General features: G+C 40.2%; 10 protein-coding genes. 4 read left to right on the top strand and 6 right to left on the bottom strand.

The annotated features are described in order from the left end of the window. From ATH1_RS0106640 to ATH1_RS0106620, 5 genes are all read right to left on the bottom strand, one after another. On the bottom strand, positions 1 to 1704 hold a 1704-nt coding region (locus ATH1_RS0106640; RefSeq protein WP_010419225.1), incomplete at its 3' end, for a S46 family peptidase. Between the two features lie 17 nt (positions 1705 to 1721). Beyond that, entirely contained in the window at positions 1722 to 2309 is a 588-nt protein-coding gene (locus ATH1_RS0106635; protein ID WP_010419224.1) for a Maf family protein, read from the bottom strand. A gap of 130 nt (positions 2310 to 2439) precedes the next feature. Further along, positions 2440 to 3387, bottom strand: coding sequence for a geranylgeranylglycerol-phosphate geranylgeranyltransferase (locus ATH1_RS0106630; protein ID WP_245531733.1), 948 nt, complete (start codon positions 3385 to 3387; stop codon positions 2440 to 2442). A gap of 120 nt (positions 3388 to 3507) precedes the next feature. Continuing rightward, on the bottom strand, positions 3508 to 4023 hold the full coding sequence (locus ATH1_RS0106625; protein ID WP_010419222.1) for a KdsC family phosphatase: 516 nt from the start codon (positions 4021 to 4023) through the stop codon (positions 3508 to 3510). Positions 4024 to 4535: 512 nt separating this feature from the next. Then, the gene (locus ATH1_RS0106620) at positions 4536 to 5591 is read right to left on the bottom strand and encodes an endonuclease/exonuclease/phosphatase family protein (protein WP_010419221.1); all 1056 of its coding nucleotides are present in this window, start codon (positions 5589 to 5591) and stop codon (positions 4536 to 4538) included. Between the two features lie 955 nt (positions 5592 to 6546). On the opposite strand from ATH1_RS0106620, the gene ATH1_RS0106605 reads away from it, so the two are divergent. The 4 genes from ATH1_RS0106605 to ATH1_RS20080 all read left to right on the top strand — a co-directional run bounded on the left by ATH1_RS0106605 (position 6547) and on the right by ATH1_RS20080 (position 16666). Beyond that, on the top strand, positions 6547 to 9258 hold the full coding sequence (locus ATH1_RS0106605) for a carboxypeptidase-like regulatory domain-containing protein (RefSeq protein WP_010419219.1): 2712 nt from the start codon (positions 6547 to 6549) through the stop codon (positions 9256 to 9258). 213 nt (positions 9259 to 9471) lie between these two features. Next, the gene (locus tag ATH1_RS0106600) at positions 9472 to 12501 is read left to right on the top strand and encodes a DUF6359 domain-containing protein (protein WP_010419218.1); all 3030 of its coding nucleotides are present in this window, start codon (positions 9472 to 9474) and stop codon (positions 12499 to 12501) included. 195 nt (positions 12502 to 12696) lie between these two features. Then, positions 12697 to 14349 carry an endonuclease gene (locus ATH1_RS0106595; RefSeq protein ID WP_245531732.1) on the top strand — a complete coding sequence of 551 codons (1653 nt, stop codon included), beginning with the start codon at positions 12697 to 12699 and terminating at the stop codon, positions 14347 to 14349. Positions 14350 to 14593: 244 nt separating this feature from the next. After that, on the top strand, positions 14594 to 16666 hold the full coding sequence (locus tag ATH1_RS20080) for a T9SS type A sorting domain-containing protein (RefSeq protein ID WP_010419216.1): 2073 nt from the start codon (positions 14594 to 14596) through the stop codon (positions 16664 to 16666). A 347-nt stretch (positions 16667 to 17013) separates the two neighbouring features. Here the strand turns inward: ATH1_RS20080 and ATH1_RS0106580 are convergent, their stop codons facing one another. Beyond that, positions 17014 to 17811, bottom strand: a complete 798-nt coding sequence (locus tag ATH1_RS0106580) for a Rossmann-like and DUF2520 domain-containing protein (protein ID WP_010419214.1) — start codon at positions 17809 to 17811, stop codon at positions 17014 to 17016. Between the last annotated feature and the right edge of the window lie 394 nt (positions 17812 to 18205).

Raw genomic sequence — 18205 nt, 5'->3', positions numbered from 1 at the left:
AAGGCTGTTAGCACGGAGATTGCAATATGTGCGAGGCCGAAGGCTTACGTTGGTAAGACTGAGAGACCGGTATAGAGGATAGATTTTATCCTGATAAACATTTCTGAAGCTGTCGTAAAGTTCCCATGCCGGGTCTTTCTTGATTTTTTTTACCGTTCGCTCCGAGAAATCATCAACCAGCTCCAGGGCTGATGATTTGTCTGCAAGCCGGGTTTTCCTGAATAACCGGTCTGTATAGTCTTCAAACCGTCCGTTATATTTTTTTTCGATGTGGTTATAAATGGCTGGCAGATATTCACTGTCAACTTTAGCCGCATAGAGGGAAAGAATATCTTCTGTTATTTCATGGTCAACGGGTTGGTGGTAGTCTTTAAAAAATTCTTTTATGTCCTTCTTTAATTTTTCTTTGATTTTGTCGATTTCTTCTTGTTCCGGTGTTTCATTTTTTTCATAAGCGGCAATAAGCGGACGAAACATGGCAGCAACACGGGAAACTTCAATACCGCCACTTCGTGAGATTATTTCTAAGAGCAGGTCGCGGGCCAAACGAACCTCCCCCAGCTGCTGATACAGTTTTTCATATTCCTCCGGCAGACTGCCATAGCGTTGAGAACGTTCATCATTTTTTGCTGTCCATGCCTGAAAATCAGATTGGTATTCTTCTTTCCTTTGTACTGCATTGAGAATTTTCAGTCCACGTATCTCTCCCCGCCAGCGTTTCCACGAATTGGAAACACCGGCTTTTTTAGCAGCATATTGTATACGAACAGCGGGATCCGCATTCATATATTTGTTCATCACATTCAACTTTTGTGTCCGCATGTCAATAAGTGCCGGATATACTTCTTCAGTCAGCATTCGTATGTGATACGAAGGAACATATTGATCGGTACTTCCAGGGTATCCAAATACCATCGTGAAATCACCTTCATCAATGCCTTTCAGCGAAACAGGAAAATGTTTTTTGGGCTTAAAGGGTTTATTGCCGGGGCTGTATTCGGCAGGCTCATTGTTTTCATCGGCATATATTCTGAAAAGAGAAAAGTCGCCGGTATGACGGGGCCACATCCAGTTATCGGTGTCACCTCCAAATTTGCCTATGGCCGATGGAGGAGCACCCACAAGTCTTACGTCTTTGTATACTTCGTTGACAAAAAGGAAATATTGATTGCCATGAAAAAATGGTTTTACAATGGCTGTGTAATGTGTATCTTTAGTAGCCTTTTCTTTAATTTCTTTGATATTTTTTTCAATGATTTCTTCCCGCTTTTTCATGGTCATTGTTTCCTCAACACCCTTTAGCACGCTGTCGGTCACATCTTTCATATATTTGAGGAATGTAACAGTGAGATCGGGATTGGGTAGTTCTTCTTCTTTAGACATCGCCCAGAATCCATTGGTCAGATAATCGTTTTCAACGGTGCTGTGCGACTGAATAGCCGAGTAGCCGCAATGATGATTGGTAATGATAAGGCCTTCATCGGAAATGAGTTCTGCAGTGCAGCCGCCGCCAAAAATCATCACAGCATCTTTCATGCTGGCCTGGTTGATGCTGTAAATGTCTTCCGCCGTTAGCTTAAATCCCATTTCCTGCATCTCTTCGATGTTGTATTTTTCAAGAAGGAGGGGAATCCACATTCCTTCTTTGGCAAAAGAAGCAGATACAAGTTGAAGGAAAATTAGTACGAGGATTAGTTTCTTCATAATGATAACCGATTTATTTAAAAATATTCCAATTCGTCTATAAGGCGGGAAACAGGCAGTCCCATGACGTTAAAACAGCTTCCTTCTATTCGATCGATCCCGGTTATTCCAATCCATTCCTGGATACCATAAGCTCCGGCCTTGTCATAAGGTTTAAAATGGTCGATATAATATTGGATTTGCCGTGTATCGAGAGGTTTAAAATGAACTGTCGTAATATCGGTAAAAGCTCTTTCCAGATCAGCAGTTTTGACAACAACGCCTGAAAGTACCCGGTGTGAACGACCCGATAGTGTCTCCAGCATTTTAACGGCATGATCACGGTTTTCTGGTTTACCGATTACCTGGTTATCAATCGCCACAATGGTGTCTGCTGTGATAACCATTTGGTGTTTCTTTTTCCAGATGTCCTGCCAGGCTTCTGATTTGAGTCTTGCCAAATAGAGTGCAATATCGTCAATGTGCATGTCAGGCGGAAAAATTTCCGTTACTTCACGTCCTTTTCCAATTGAAAACTTTATGCCTGCCTTTTTCAGCAAATCGTGTCTGCGAGGTGAGGCTGATGCTAATGTGATGTTGTATTTTTCAAGATTCTTCAAAAACATTTGTGATCGGATTATCCTACAACAGTCCGTTAGATTTTTTCGAATATTCGGCACAATAGACAAAAATGAGTTTTATGGTGCGGATATTCTTTATTTATTTAAGATTACAAAACTATTATCGCATCACAGGCTAAACAAAAAATGTACGCGCTACTAAAATAAACAATATACCCATCAGCATTATGAATTTGCTGAGGCGACTTGCTGTTCTAAACTCTTTTTTTGTTTTTGCTTTTAATATTTTCATGGCCAGCAACAGGTAAGGAACAGTCAGAAATAACAGGAAATAACCCCAACTGATATAACTGGTTCTGAGCTGCGGGACAAATGCCAGAATGATCCATAGTGCAATCACTGAAGCAATGGCCAGGCTCATCACGATGGTTCGCGAGTAATCTATTCCCATTTCAACGGGCAGGGTATGGCATCCGGCTTCGCGATCGCCCTCGACATCCTCCATGTCTTTTATGATTTCTCTCATCAGTGTGCTGATGAATGCGAAAAAGGCAAACCCCGTTGTCCAGAACCACGCAGTGGAGCAAGCCTCGGATTGTAAAACAGAGCTGCCATGAACTCTTGCCAGCGTGGCAAATTCGAGTGATACCACCATAAAAGGAACCAGTGCTGTCAGCAAGGCAATGGTGAGGTTGCCTACCAGTATCTGCTTTTTCAAAGTTGTTGAATAGTACCATAATAGCCCGGGGATCACGATAAACAACAGAGCATAGCTTTCTTTACGGGTAATGTAGGCAATAAACAGACCCGTGAACACCCCTGCAAATGTTAGGATAACATGCAAAAGAAGGGCAGTCCTTCGTGGCACTTCTCTGCCGACAACCACCTCATCGGGCCGGTTGATGCGATCGATTCGTACATCAAAATAATTGTTGATGACATACCCCGAGGCTGCCAGGAGTACCGTGGAAATCACTAAAAGGCCGAAACGTAAATGACTCAGCGCTGGTGAAACATCGAAGTGATGAAGCACCGGAAGGAGCAAACCATAACGCAGCAGACACTGCAAAAGCACAATAATGATGAGGTTTTTATACCGTATTAGCTTTAGATATGCCATCATAGCTTTTTTGTTTAAAAATTGAAGAAACTGGTAGGGTCTATGTCGAAACCTGTCAAATTATGGCTGGTTTTTATTCGATTCGGTCCCTGATTTTGAATGCCAGAACTACTAACCTCCGCCTTACCAGGTTAAGTCTTTTCCCCATTTGCCCTGGGCCCGGAGGACTTGCTCCATAACGTCGCGTACGCATCCTTCTCCGCCTTTAAAATGACTGATGTACTTACACAGCGATTTGATTTCTTCAACAGCATCGGCCGGGCATACAGGAATGCCGACTTTCTTCATAACCGGATAATCCGGAAGATCGTCGCCCATGTAGAGTACATTTTCAGGATTAATATTGTATTTTGATACCCATGCTTCAAAATCAATAATTTTATCGGACGAACCCATATAAACATCCGGAACGCCCAGGTTAGTATATCGCCTGAGAACAGATTCGGTTTTCCCGCCGGTGATAATAGCCACCGGATAGCCTAATTTAACCGCCAGTTGAATGGCAAAACCGTCTTTGATGTTGGCTGTTCTCATTGGTTCTCCCGACGGATGCAAAGGAATAACCTGCCACGAAAGCACTCCGTCAACATCAAAAACAAAAGCCTTTACTTTCATCAGGTCTTCTTTGAAATTGGTCATGTATTATGATTTTTGCTTTATTAAGTGTCTGTCCATAAAGTGCCATTTACTGTGTTACGCTTGTCCGAAAATTACTCATTTACGAAACGCGCATAGCAAAGTTTGCCACAATAAGAATATGTATAAGTTCTTGCATGTGAGTTCCATCCGACCTTAAAAATAAATTTTATACGGATGAATCCTCATTAACAATAAGTTAATTCCGGTGCAAAAAATTAAAACGCCTTGATTTTGTTTTTCTGTGGAAGCGAAAATACTATTTTATTTTATCAGTATAAAATTAGTCTAAGTTATTGGTCTGATGAAATTCGCATGTAAGGTTTATTTCTATTCTTATTGTGGTGAAACCTTGTCATGCTCGTTTCATTAAAGAATTTAGTTAGAATCAACATTTTCTTGGTACCCGACACTTCGGCACTTCGTTTACGGTGCAGAGAGTGTCCGGAAATCGGGCTGCACGGCACTGCCGCTTGCTTGCAAAAATTTTGGCAAGAAGATTTTTTCTGGTTCAATTATTCAATTTCTTTTAAAACAAGAATGTAAACAGGTAAATGGTCGCTAAATCCTGCACGGTATTCATTTCCTACAAAAGTTCTATTGGGATATCCTTTATATCTGCCTGTTTGTTGCAATAGAAAAGGATCATTGAATATCCTTGCCGAATGAAATTTGTAGCCGTCATTCTTTTTGTCAAGAAAATTCGGGGTAATAATAATCTGATCAAAAAGGTTCCATTTCCCCATGTATGCAAGTGATCCAATGCCTTTTTTAAACAAATCTTCCATCGGGTTAAAGAGTTGATTTTCTTTTATTTTTTTCGAACTTCCTGTTGCATTGAGATGTTTTTTAATACTTTCGTTAAGGGGATCATCGTTCAGGTCGCCCATAATAACCACCTTATCATTTGGATGAATGGTTTTGATAGAGTCGAGCAGGTATCGTGATAGTTTTGCTGCTTCATTTCGCAGTGGGGCACTTCTTTCCTGTCCTCCATATCTCGATGGCCAGTGATTTACAATAAAATGCATAGGATCTCCGTCAAATTGTCCCGATACAACCAGTTGATCACGCGTAAAGACACGCTCGCCATCTTCACCCTGGATAATTAACGGAACCGAACGGGCATTTGAGACCCTGAAATACCGTGGTTGAAAGAGCAAAGCAACATCGACCCCACGCTTGTCTGGTGAGTTGTAATGAATAATCCGGTAGTTAAGATGTTTGATATGTTCTGATTTTACGAGATCTTCAAGTACCGATTTATTTTCTATTTCACTTACCCCCAGAATGGCTGGTCCCGGAATATTTTCATTGGACCCGATTTTTGAGATCACTTTGGCCAGACGGTCAATTTTTTCCCAATATCGATCTGATGTCCATTTTTTTTCTCCCCCTGGTGTAAACTCTGAATCCTTTACATCCGGCGTGTCAATGGTGTCGAACAAATTTTCAAGATTATAAAAGGCTATTATGCCTGCATGCATTTTCTGAGCGCTGATATCAGCAGGAAGGATGTGGGTAATGGCCAGAAAAATCAATGCTGTTTTAACTAAAGAATTAATTTTCATGAAGTTATATTTTAAAAAAATTATAAGGGTTTTTATTTTTGTCCTTTATATAATGAAACTGCTTTTACTCATTTATTGATAGTTTTGTTTGCCAGTGTTTTTATTTCTGATTAGAAACATAATAGTGAAATGTTTAATCCTTTGCAACGGGTATTTATATAATACCAAAAGAAAGTTATAGATTTTTATTAATATGATGAAAATAAATTGCTTGTAATTAAATTTTTTGTTTTTTAATCAATATATTAATGTTACATCAGTTATCTTAAATTTCATTATTTGAAGACCTATTTGTGTGTTGACCGATGAAATAAATTGTTATTTCTGGAAATAAACATGACAAGAGTCAATAATTAATCGAAAAATTTTTTAGATATTCAAAAAGATTTTAACGATAGATCAGGATAGATCAGGATTAATACTTTTTTCGTGGATAATAATGTGAATGTTATTGCAATTAATTTTTATTCCCTGCATGTCACGAGACCAACGGAAGTAAAGTGAGCGTATTAATTAATGATACGAGTATCGCAAAGATTGACACAAATAGGATGAAAAAGGCGGCAGGCAGGGATTAGACCAATAGATTAATTATATACTAATGAAAACTTAATTTACTTTTAAAGTTGGTGTTTTTTTTTATTCGAATATTCGCAATAATTATTAGAATCGATGATTGAGTACAGTCTGAAAAGCATCTTTGTTGACGAACTTGTTGGTGTTTTAAATTTATTAATTCTCATTAATAAAAGTCAACTCCAGTATAAAAAATTAAAACGGCTTGATTTTGACATAAATATGCTTTTTATACCGCACTCTTGATTATATGATATAAATACTCATTTGAAAATAAGCGATTGTTTTCAAGGCTTTTGAAATTTTTTAGAAAGTATTGAGTCAATCAAATGTTTTGGATTAAAAAATAAATATAATTCTATAAATCATTTTAAAGTTCATGCGAAAAATTACAATTGTTATTCTGGCATTGTTTTTTCCGCTAATTTCAATATTAGCACAACAAGCTGAAATTTCAGGGCGTGTTTTAGATGCTGTTTCCGGTGAACCTCTCCCCGGAGCAATTATTTCAATAGAAAACACGGATTTACAGACTTTATCCGATGAAGAAGGGAATTTTAGGATGGCGGCTCCTCCCGGCGAAGAAGTTGGTTTAATAATAACACATCCGGACTATAATATTCAGCGCAGAAGTATTAAAAGCGTTTCCGAAGGGGAAATAACTGTTGGAGATGTTTTTTTGTATGCTTCGGAAGATGTGTTTGACGATATTCCTACGCTGGAAGTAGTGGACACCGATGACGAAAGTGATTTTGGCGAGCAGCATATCGTTTCGTTAATGGGGGCATCGGATGATTTGTATTTATCGGGTACTGCCTTCAAATTTGGCGCTATGCGTTTTCGTGTACGCGGGTTTGATAGTAAATACACCAAAACGTATATCAACGGTGTTAATTTTAATGACCAGATAAGAGGAATGTTTAATTATAGCATGATAGGCGGCTTAAATGATGCTACCCGTAATAAGGACATCACTATTGGTTCTGATGCTTCGCGGTATGGATTTGGAGATATTGGCGGAACAAGTAACATTATTACTAATGCGGCCAGTTACGGCCAAGGCGGTAAGATTACTACTTCGCTGACCAATCGTAGTTATACGCTGAGAGGAATGGCTACTTATTCTACCGGGTTAATGGAGAATAATTTAGCCATTACTGGTTCGGTTGGTTATCGGTGGGCAGATGAAGGATATATTGAAGGAACGTCTTATAACAGTTTTGGTTATTTTCTTTCGGTTGAAAAACTCTTCGGTGAAAGAGAGCAGCATTCGCTGTCGTTAGTGACTTTTGGCGCTCCCAACCAGCGTGGACGGAGTGGGGCTTCGTTTCAGGAAGCCTATGACTTAACCGACAATAATTATTATAACCCCTACTGGGGGTATCAGAATGGTGAAAAGCGTAATTCACGCATCGCAACGTCTTTCGATCCTGTTGCCATCTTGTCGTATAATTGGAATATCAATGAAAATTCTGAATTACGAACCGGCATAGGGGTACGATATAATTTTTATGGTACTACTGCTTTGAACTGGTATAACTCGGCTGATCCAAGACCCGATTACTACAGGTATTTTCCTTCGTGGCAAAACACAGCGGAAATAAAAGAGCTATATGCCCAAGCCTGGAGAACCGATGAAACCGTGAGTCAGATTGACTGGGAAAGGCTATATGAGGTTAACCGAGGCCGCGATCGTGCGCTTTACATGGTTGAAGAGCGACATAATGATCTGATGGAATTGGTGTTTAACTCGGTTTTCCGGACAGATATCAGCGAAAATCAAACAATATCGGCAGGCATTGAGATGAAAGGATCGAAAGGGATGAGTTATAAAACGGTTAATGATCTTTTGGGGTCTGAGTATTGGCTTGACGTTGACCAATTTGCTGAACGTGACTTTCCGGGAGAGCCCGACAGGATTCAAAACGATCTGAACAACCCCAACCGTCGGGTGACCGATGACGATACTTTCGGATACGACTACAATATTTATGTGAACAGCGGAAATATATGGTTTCAGAATGAGTTTACTTTTCCGAAAACAGAGTTTTATTATTCTGCTCAATTAGCGTTCACTTCTTTTTACCGTTATGGTAATATGAAAAACGGACGGGCTCCCGAAAACTCTTATCTAAAAGGTAAAGTCCACGACTTTTTTGACCAGGGAATGAAAGCTGGTGTCTTATACAAAATGACCGGGCGGCATATGGTTTCGCTCAATGCTCTTTACGAAACACGTGCTCCGCTTCCTTACAATGCCTATCTTTCATCTCGTACCAAAGATGACGCTGTTCCTGAATTAACAAGCGAGAAAATTGCATCAGCTGATTTTAGCTATATGGTTTCCACCCCGATGGTGAATGGACGGGCAACAGTTTTTCAAACCAATTTTTACGATCAGAATGAACTGAACAGTTTTTATCACGACAGCTACAGAACATTTGTTAATTACGCGATGACTAATGTTCGTAAAGTTCATCGTGGTGTTGAGTTGGGTGTTGCCGTAGATGTCACTCCCCGTATAACCATTGAAGCGGTTGGTACGTTGGCTGAGTATCAGTACAAAAATCGTCCTGACGGATACGTTACGTATGAAAACGGAAGTCATCCCGATATAAAAGAAACGGTTTATCTTAAAAACTTTTACGTGGGAGGAACACCACAAACAGCAGGTAGTATAGGCATAGATTACTTCCATCCCAAATACTGGTTCTTCGAAATAAACTATAACTACTTCGATCGAAATTATGTCGATTTATCGCCTGTCAGGAGAACATCCAGTGCTGTCGATTTTACTGCCGCTAATCAGGAGGAAAGAAACGAGAAAGTGGCCGAAATAGTGGAACAGGAAAAATACGATGCCGGGGGAACCCTGGATCTTTCTATCGGTAAATCTTTGCGGTTTAATGGCGGTTATTCTATGAGTATCAATCTGAGTGTCAATAATATATTAGATAACACTTCGCTCAAATCGGGTGGTTACGAGCAGGGACGATTTGATTATGATACTTACGATGTCAGTACATTCCCATCGCGTTATTATTACGCTCAGGGGCTTAACTATTATCTTAATGTTAATTTCAGGTTTTAATTATCTGTTATTTCCTGAAAACAATAATTATAGCGGGATAAACTCAAATGATTAGAGGAACTCCCTCAAAAATAAGTTTTAAACGAATGAAACGAGCATGGCAAAGATTACCACAATAAGAATATGTATAAGTTCTTGCATGCGAGTTCCATCCGACTTTAATAATTAAATTTTATACGGATGAAATCTGGATTGTTACATAACGCATTATCTATGAAAAGATTAAATTTTTTACTTCTTGGTTTATTTGCGCTGGGAATTATAAATACAGCGTGCGACGATGAGAATTTTGATGCCCCTCCCCATAGTGAACCACAATATTTGGGACAGTCGAATATTTCCATCAGTGATTTTAAAGCCAAATACAATAAAGATTTGGTGGAGATAACTGAAGATGATATCATTGAAGGAGTTATTACAGCCAATGATGTTTCGGGAAATTTGTACAAACAAATTTTTATTGAAGATGAAACCGGTGGATTGATGGTTGCCATCGACCGGAACAATATTTACAATGATTTGCGTGTCGGGCAAAAAATCTTTATTGAAACTAATGGCTTGTATATGGGTAAATATGGCGGTATGCCGCAATTGGGATACCGTTATTCACGTGATAACGACGGAAATTTTTCTATTGGTCAGATGCCATGGGAACTGTTAAAAGCTAAGGTTTTTAAGGATGGCTATCCGAATCCCGACCAGGTGGTTCCGTTGGATATGGATATCAGCTCGATAAATGCTGACAATTATGGGCGTCTTGTAAAGCTTAACGGTGTGTTTTTCGATGATGCGGGTGAAATTTTTTCATATCCCACGCAGGAAGGCGGTGTTCAGACGCTAAACCGGGTTATTCGATCCGCAAATGATAACTCACAGCAAATCATAGGACGAATGAGCAGTGCCGCTGATTTTGCCAGTGATACCATCCCCGGTGGAGTGGGAAGTGTGACAGGTATTCTCACTAAATTTAATGAAACCAATCAGATACTGGTTCGCGAAAAAGATGATTTGGCATTTGACACTAATCCCGATGGTTGGGGTATCGAAAACAGCCCGTGGTCTGTTGATTATGCTCTTGCGCATATGGACGAAGACAAGGAAGGTTGGGTAACTGGTTATATTGTGGGTGCTGTTGCTCCGGAAATTAATGAAGGTAACCCCATTACCAGCAACGACGGCATTTCTTTTGAAGCGCCATTTTTGCCTAACACTATTGTCATAGCTGCTTCGGCTGATGAGTCAGACTGGACGAATTGCCTGGTGATTAATCTTCCGGCTCAATCGGATATGAGAACAGCGCTAAACTTATCGGACAATCCTGACCTGTTGGGCGAAGAATTGCGAGTTAAAGGTAGTATTGAAACCATTCTTGGAGCAGGAGGTGTCAGAATTGCCAGTGGTTCCGTCGACGAATTCAGAATTGGAGGTGTCGGAGAGGAAATATTGAGTGTTCCATTTCAATCTTCTCTTGATCCATTCTCGCAATATAGCGTTTCCGGGTCACAGCAGTGGCAAATTGATTCATACGGTTATGCTAAAATGACCGGTTATGTTGGTGGATCAAATAATGCCAATGAAGACTGGCTGATATCTCCCTCTATTGATCTTTCTGAATACAGTGCTGTGCATGTTACTTTCGAACACATCAGCCGATATGGTATAAATTCAAGTGATTTCACTCTCTGGGTTTCGTCTGACTATTCGGGGGGTGATCCTGCATCAGCTACATGGACTCAGATTACCATTGCCAATTATTCATCTGGCAATTCGTGGGATGACTGGACCAATAGTGGTAACCTGAATATTCCGGTTGATTTTACAGGAAAAGCAGGTGTTCATGTGGCTCTGAAATATGTATCGAGCAATAGCAGAGCCGGTACGTGGGAAGTTAAAAATTTCATCGTAAGAAGCGGAAAAGGTATTACAGTTGATCCCGGAAGTGATTTGAATCCGGCAGGTGATGGAACTCAGGCCAATCCCTACAATTTAGACGGTGCCATAGAAAATCAGGGCGCAGCTGAAAAAGCGTGGGTGACCGGGTATATCGTCGGTGCCATTGACAATGGACAGGGAAGCGGACTTAGTATTCAGGATGAATCACGCTTTGAAGGTCCGTTTAGTGTGAGCAGTAATATTCTTATTGCTGCATCTCCGAACGAAACCAATCCGGACAATTGTATTCCTGTACAATTGGTGTATGGGACGGATGCCCGCACTATATTGAATCTTGTTGATAATCCCGGCAATCTTGGGCAGGAAGTTATGGTTTACGGCTATCTTGAGACTTACTATAATGTACCTGGAATTAAAGATGTCAGTGATTATGTCTTTGATGGTGGAAGTAGCGGTGGAGGAGACTCCAACCCGTCGGATGAAGGCGATGGAACACGTGAAAATCCGTACAACATAGCTTCAATTATTGCCAATCAGAATGCAACAACCGATAAGGTTTGGAGCACCGGCTATATTGTTGGGGTTATTGAAGGCATGAGCATATCAGGCGCCGTATTTACCGAACCTTTTGCAGGCGTGGAAACCAATCTTTTGATTGCAGCTTCTCCAACTGAAACCAATCCGGGTAATTGCGTTCCGGTGCAGTTGCCAAACAACGATGTAAGACCGGTACTTAATCTGGGTACCAATCCTGAAAATCATGGCAAACTGGTACTTATTTATGGTACGCTTGAATCTTATTTTGGTGTTCCCGGTGTTAAAAATGTAACCAACTACGAAATAGAGGGCGTGAGTGGTGATCCGGACCAACCGGAAGGTGCCATAATTCTTAATGCTGCTTTTGATACTGAATTGGCTCCCTTTTCTTCTTATTCAGTGATTGGTGCCGAAGTATGGATATTTGATGCGAACTATGGTGCTAAAATGTCCGGATATAATGGTGCCCCAATGGAAAATGAAGATTGGCTGATATCTCCTCAACTTGACCTGAGTGGGTATTCCGCCCCCTATGTGGTGTTCGATCATGCTTTAAACTTTGCGACCGATATGGAATTATATTCTTTGATGATTTCTAATGATTATTCGGGGGGCGATCCTTCAGCAGCGACATGGACAGAGTTGAACATCACAACGATGCCTTCTGGCAGCGACTGGACTTTTGTAAACAGTGGACATATCAACATTCCTGCCGGATTTCTGGTGAATGAAGTAACAATTGCGTTCAAGTATCAGTCAACGACGTCCGAAGCAGGAACATGGGAAATAAAAAACCTTTTTGTAATAGAATAATAAATCATAAAGAGAGGCTGTCTAAAAGTCCATTGCTCTCTGTGAATCTCTTCCGAAGGATAGGGACAAATTGTGATGTGCTGCGTGCACCTCTGTGTAACTAATTGAAAAACTACTTGCGGCAGCAGGGATTAATTCATTTTTTTCAAAGAGTTACTTTTAGACATCCTCCTCTTTTTAGAAGCATAATTTATTATGGGGAAGATGCGTTATTTTTTGACGGGTGTTTTTTTGATCGTTTTTTGGGCTGTTGTTCATGCCCAGAATCCGAATGGTTATTACAATTCGGCTAACGGGAAAATGAATGAAGAGCTGAAAACAGCTCTTTTTCATATTATCAGCAAGCATACGGTGCTCGATTACGGTAGTCTGTGGTATCACTTTCAAAGAACCGATCGTCGCGACAACGGTACTGTATGGGATATGTATTCAAATATAACCCGAACTTTTGAGAATACGGGGGGATTAAACAGAGAACATTCGTTTCCTAAAAGTTGGTGGGACGGTGAAGGTGCGCCTTATTCAGATATTTTTCATATTTACCCCGCCGACAGGGATGCCAATATGGCCAAATCAAATTATCCGCTGGGCGTTGTTGGAAATAATCCTGATTTCGACAACGGGGTATCCAAAGTTGGCGATAATGTTTATCCCGGCTTTGCCGGGGTTGTTTTTGAACCTGCCGACGAGTATAAGGGCGATTTTGCAAGGACTTATTTCTACATGGTTACTTGTTATCAGGATTATTACAGCCGATGGAGGTATTTTTATATGATCAGTTCCAATACCTATCCGGTACTGAAAGAATGGGCTGTTAATATGTTGCTTGAGTGGCATCGTGAAGATCCTGTCAGTCATAAAGAATTGAAGCGCAATGAAGCCGTTTTTCAGATTCAAAATAACCGGAATCCTTTTATCGATTATCCGCAACTGGCTGAATATATCTGGGGCAACAAAACAGATGAAGTATTTTATATCGATACCGATTTATCCGATCCGGTTTTAGCTACCCCCACCAATGATACAGAACTTAATTTTGGTACCCTGGTAACCGGTCAGACATCAACCCTTACTCTATATGTACGCGGAAGTGGATTGGTCGGTGATTTGGGGGTAATGTTGTACGGAAAGGATAGCGACCAGTTTGATATTAACACTGAAACCATTTCTTCAGCCATTGCCAACGGAGATAACGGATACGAGCTTCAGGTGACTTACCATCCTTTAAACGTAAACGAATTGCATTCGGCCAAGATTGCTATTTATGATGGTGGCATCGAAGGCAGCATCGCAGTCAATATAACAGGAACAAGCATTGCTCCCGAATCACTTTCTCCTCCGGTTGCAGAAGAAGCTACGAATGTTACTTCAACCGGCTTCACAGCCAACTGGCAGCCTGTTGCAGGTGCCGATGGCTATATCCTTAATGTTTATGTCTATGATGAAACCACTGGTGATAGTGAGTTGGTTTTCGATATTGAGATTGAGCCGGACGTTTCATCTATGGAAGTGAGTAACCTGCAGCCCGGGAAAAGCTATACTTATTTCATCAATATGGTGAAAAACAGTCTCATATCCGCACCATCGGAAACAATTATGATCAGTACAACATCCATAAGAGAGATCGAGCGAAAAGACCATATTGTTGTCTGGACTGAAGGCAGCGATTTACACGTACGAAACAATAAACAGGTACCCGAAGAAATTAAAATTTTCAGTATTACCGGCATTTTGCTTTACCATGAAGCTCGTTTTACAGGTGAAATGAGTTTAAGTAATCTTAATGCCGGTGTTTATTTTGTTCAGTCGGGACCCGATGTGCGAAAAATTTTAATTTCAGGAAGATAAAGAAGTACCATTAAATTTTGAACTTATGATATTTTTTCGATAATTTTCAATAGTATGATAAATTGCACGGTGTCATGTCACGTATAAAATGACGTATTGGTTGAACCTTATTTTTGCCTTTTTAAATGAGTATAATCGCAGCTGCGTAAGCTTTTATCATGAAGAAAAGACGAAGGAACTCTGCAATTTTTGTATGTTATTTTATATTTGATGCAATACTAACTTAAACTTTAAATTTTTTGTTATGAAACGATCTTTACTTTTTCTTTTTTTGTTTGTTGCGGCATTTGGTTTTGTGTCTGCACAGAATGCAGTGGACCTGTTTTTTTCTGAATATGTTGAAGGTTCCAGTAATAATAAATATCTGGAAATATTTAATGGCACAGGGGCTTCTGTAGATTTGACCGATTATCAGGTTCTGTTGTTTGCTAACGGAGCTACTACTGCCACTAATACAGAAACTTTGTCCGGGAATCTTGCTGATGGTGAAGTTTTAGTAATTGCCAATAGTTCAGCTAACATATATTCCGGCACAGTTTTGAGTTCTTCAACGGCTAATTTTAATGGAAACGATGCTGTTGCTTTAAAGAAAATTTCAACGAATAGTTACGTTGATATAATTGGCTGTATTGGGGAGTCTGTATATTGGACATCTGCTTCTAATTCGTTGCAGGATCGTACGATTGTGAGAAAAGCATTTGTTGCCGGCGGAGTAACCACAAATCCTACTTCCGGTTTTCCTACATTGGAAGATGAATGGGTCGGATATCCAAAGGACAATATTGATAATTTGGGAACTCATAATTTTTCACCTACACCTTCAACTGCCGAACTATCCAATTTCCAGCTTTCATCATCAACTGTGGAAACCGGGCAAGAGGTTACCTTCACCTGGGATGCCACGGATGTTGAGTTGATTAATTTTCAATCTTGGGAGGACGAAGATCAGGTTTGGGAAGACATTGAAGGTCTTACAGGTATCGATGCCACGTTAGAAACAGTTAATTTTACTATACCTCTGGATGCCACTGATGATGCCAATGCCAAGCTGCGTATTGTGGATGCAAGCAATCCGGCTGTTTTTGCCGAAAGCCAGGTATTTGAATTGAAAGATGTGCATTTTGCCGGATTGGGTATTACTCATCCCGAAAATGGAGCGGTTAATGTGCCAACCGATCTTTTCATAGTAACTGAAGGCGGTGATGTGGTGATGAACCATTTACTGATCGTTTTTAATGAAGATGTCCAGGCAAATACAGGAACCATTGAATTGTACGAAGTTGTTGCTGGCGGATCTGATGTTTTGGTTTCTTCATTTGATATTGCCACGGAAGTAGATGTTTACTGGGAAACAGTAGCCATTAATCTTGGAGGAAATCTTGACCCCAATACAGAATACCGTGTTGAAGTACCTGCCGACGGCTTTTATGATACTGCAGCAGCTCAAAACGGCAACAGTGCCATTACCTGGACATTTACTACCGGTGATGGTGATTCGCACGTTACCATTTATGATATACGTGGAGAAAGCGCAGGTGCTCCTGCCATGATGGGGGAAACTGTTCTTACCTCGGGTATTGTTACAGGAATAATCAGTGGCCAGGGTTTCTTCCTGCAGGACGCAAATACAGCCTGGAGCGGTATTTATGTTTATGATTCGGATGTTGTGGGAAATGTTACCGTTGGAGATTTTATTTCCTTAGTTGGAACTGTAGGAGAATTTTATAATTTGGCACAAATTCAGAATCTACTGACTTACCAGATTGGACCTAATAATGGTGTTCCTTTTGCTCCGGTTGTTGTTACGATGCCTTTTGCCGAAGAGCAATGGGAGAGTATGCTTGTAACTGTTGAGAATGTTCAGTATACCGATGCTTCCATAAATTTTGGAGAATTTGAAATTACTGATGGAACCAATACCGGATTGGTTGACGAGGCAATTTATGAGCACACACCTTCAACGTCGGAAGAATTTGAGTCTATAACAGGTATAATGAATTATACTTATAGTGCCTTTAAGATAGCACCCCGGTCGGCCGCTGACATTGTCAGCATACCTACTGCTATTGCCAAAGTTTCAATAGAAGGTCTTGATATCTGGCCAAATCCGGCGAAGGATGTTTTCTACATCAGTTCAGCCGAAGACCTTTCTTCAATCGAGTTGGTAAATATGGCCGGACAAACCCTGAAAATTATAAATCCCCACACATCAAACAGTGTTCCTGTGGAAGTTTCAGATTTACCACGCGGCATCTATCTGTTGCGTCTGGTTTCTCATTCGGGCGTAGAAAGTATAAATAAGATTATCCTGAAATAATTGAAAACGAATTCTCTGTGCCAAAAAACGGGCGGACACACAAGTGTCTGCCCTTTTTTTGGTTTGGATGATTGCAATGGATGGGGAGATTTTTTATTCGTTCAAAATTAATCTAAGTTATTGGCCTGATGGAACTCGCATGGTTGAGCTTTATACATGTTCTTTTGTGGCAAACTTTGCCATGCTCGTTCATTTAAATAAAATCATAAACTGATCAAAACATGAAATTTACATACTTCTACTGATTTTTTGGGCATGTCATTACCAGCATATTCCACTATTAACTACAGACTAAAAACTAATATCTTACTTCTGCCTTCTGCCTGTCGGGTACTTTTATCTGACAATTAATTTCCTCTTGCTTTATGGTATTGCAAGATTGCATTACTCATCAGTTCATATATTTTTTGCAAGGAAGGATTATCCGCTAAGCGTTCAAGGTGTTTTGACATCACTTCAGTATCGTTGCGTATGGCAGGTCCTGTCTGTGCTTCACGGGGCGACAGGTACAATATCTTCTGTGTGGTTTCTTTGATTAGAGGGGTGAGATAATCAAAAGAAAGTCCTTGTTTCTCCAGTAAATCGGCCGATAGCGTATATAAATGATTCACAAAATTGCAGGAAAGAACAGCGGCTATGTGTAAAGTTGCTCTGACGGCTGAATCTGCTTTACTTACTTTGGACGACATGATACCTGCCAGCTTCAGTAGCCTGCGAGTAGTTTCTTCGTTGTTTCCTTCAATGAGAAACGGGACATCGTTGAAATCGACATCTCTTTCTTTGCTGAAGGTTTGAAAAGGATAAAAGACGCCGTAATTCGAAAACCCGGACAGGACATCAATGGAAATGCTTCCGGCAGTATGCGCGATAATACCTTTAAACGGGGGTAAACCGGATGCTATTTGTTCAATGGCATTATCCGTAACCGAAATAAGCCATAGATCAGCCGAAGTGTCGGCTTCACTGAGTCGGGTTATTGCATCAGCTTGTTTAGATTCTGCCAGTTTACAGGCATGTTCAGGTGTGCGGGAGTAAACCTGCCTGACTTCGATCCCGGAATCATTCATGGCTTTGGCAAGGTGGGTGGCAACATTTCCGCTTCCGAACAGCACTACAGATGAGATGGGCTCAATGTCTTTTGTCATTTCGACTGTTTCTTGAAAATACTAAGTTACATAATGAAAACGAGCATGACAAAAATTGTCATATTAGGTCATTAGGTCATTAGGTCATTAGATTGTTAGATTATTAGATTGTTAGATTGTTAGGATTGTTAGGATTGTTAGGATTGTTAGCTAATGTAATAAAACTTATAACATTCTAACAACTAATACATCAGCAATATTAACAATATTAACAATTCCAACAGCCGTAACAATTTATTAAATGTGAGATGAAAAGAGCATGACAACGTTTTGCCACAATCAGAACATGTATAACACCATTTAACCTCTAATCATCAAAGAAACCAAAAACAGGTAACAGATTCTTCGTCGTTACCTCCTCAGAATGACATTAAACAGTCTGTCATTCTGAGCG

Source organism: Anaerophaga thermohalophila DSM 12881, assembly GCF_000191885.1.
GTDB classification, from domain to species: domain Bacteria; phylum Bacteroidota; class Bacteroidia; order Bacteroidales; family Marinilabiliaceae; genus Anaerophaga; species Anaerophaga thermohalophila.
Note: the sequence above shows the minus strand (reverse complement) of the source record. Positions and strands in the feature narration are given on the sequence as shown.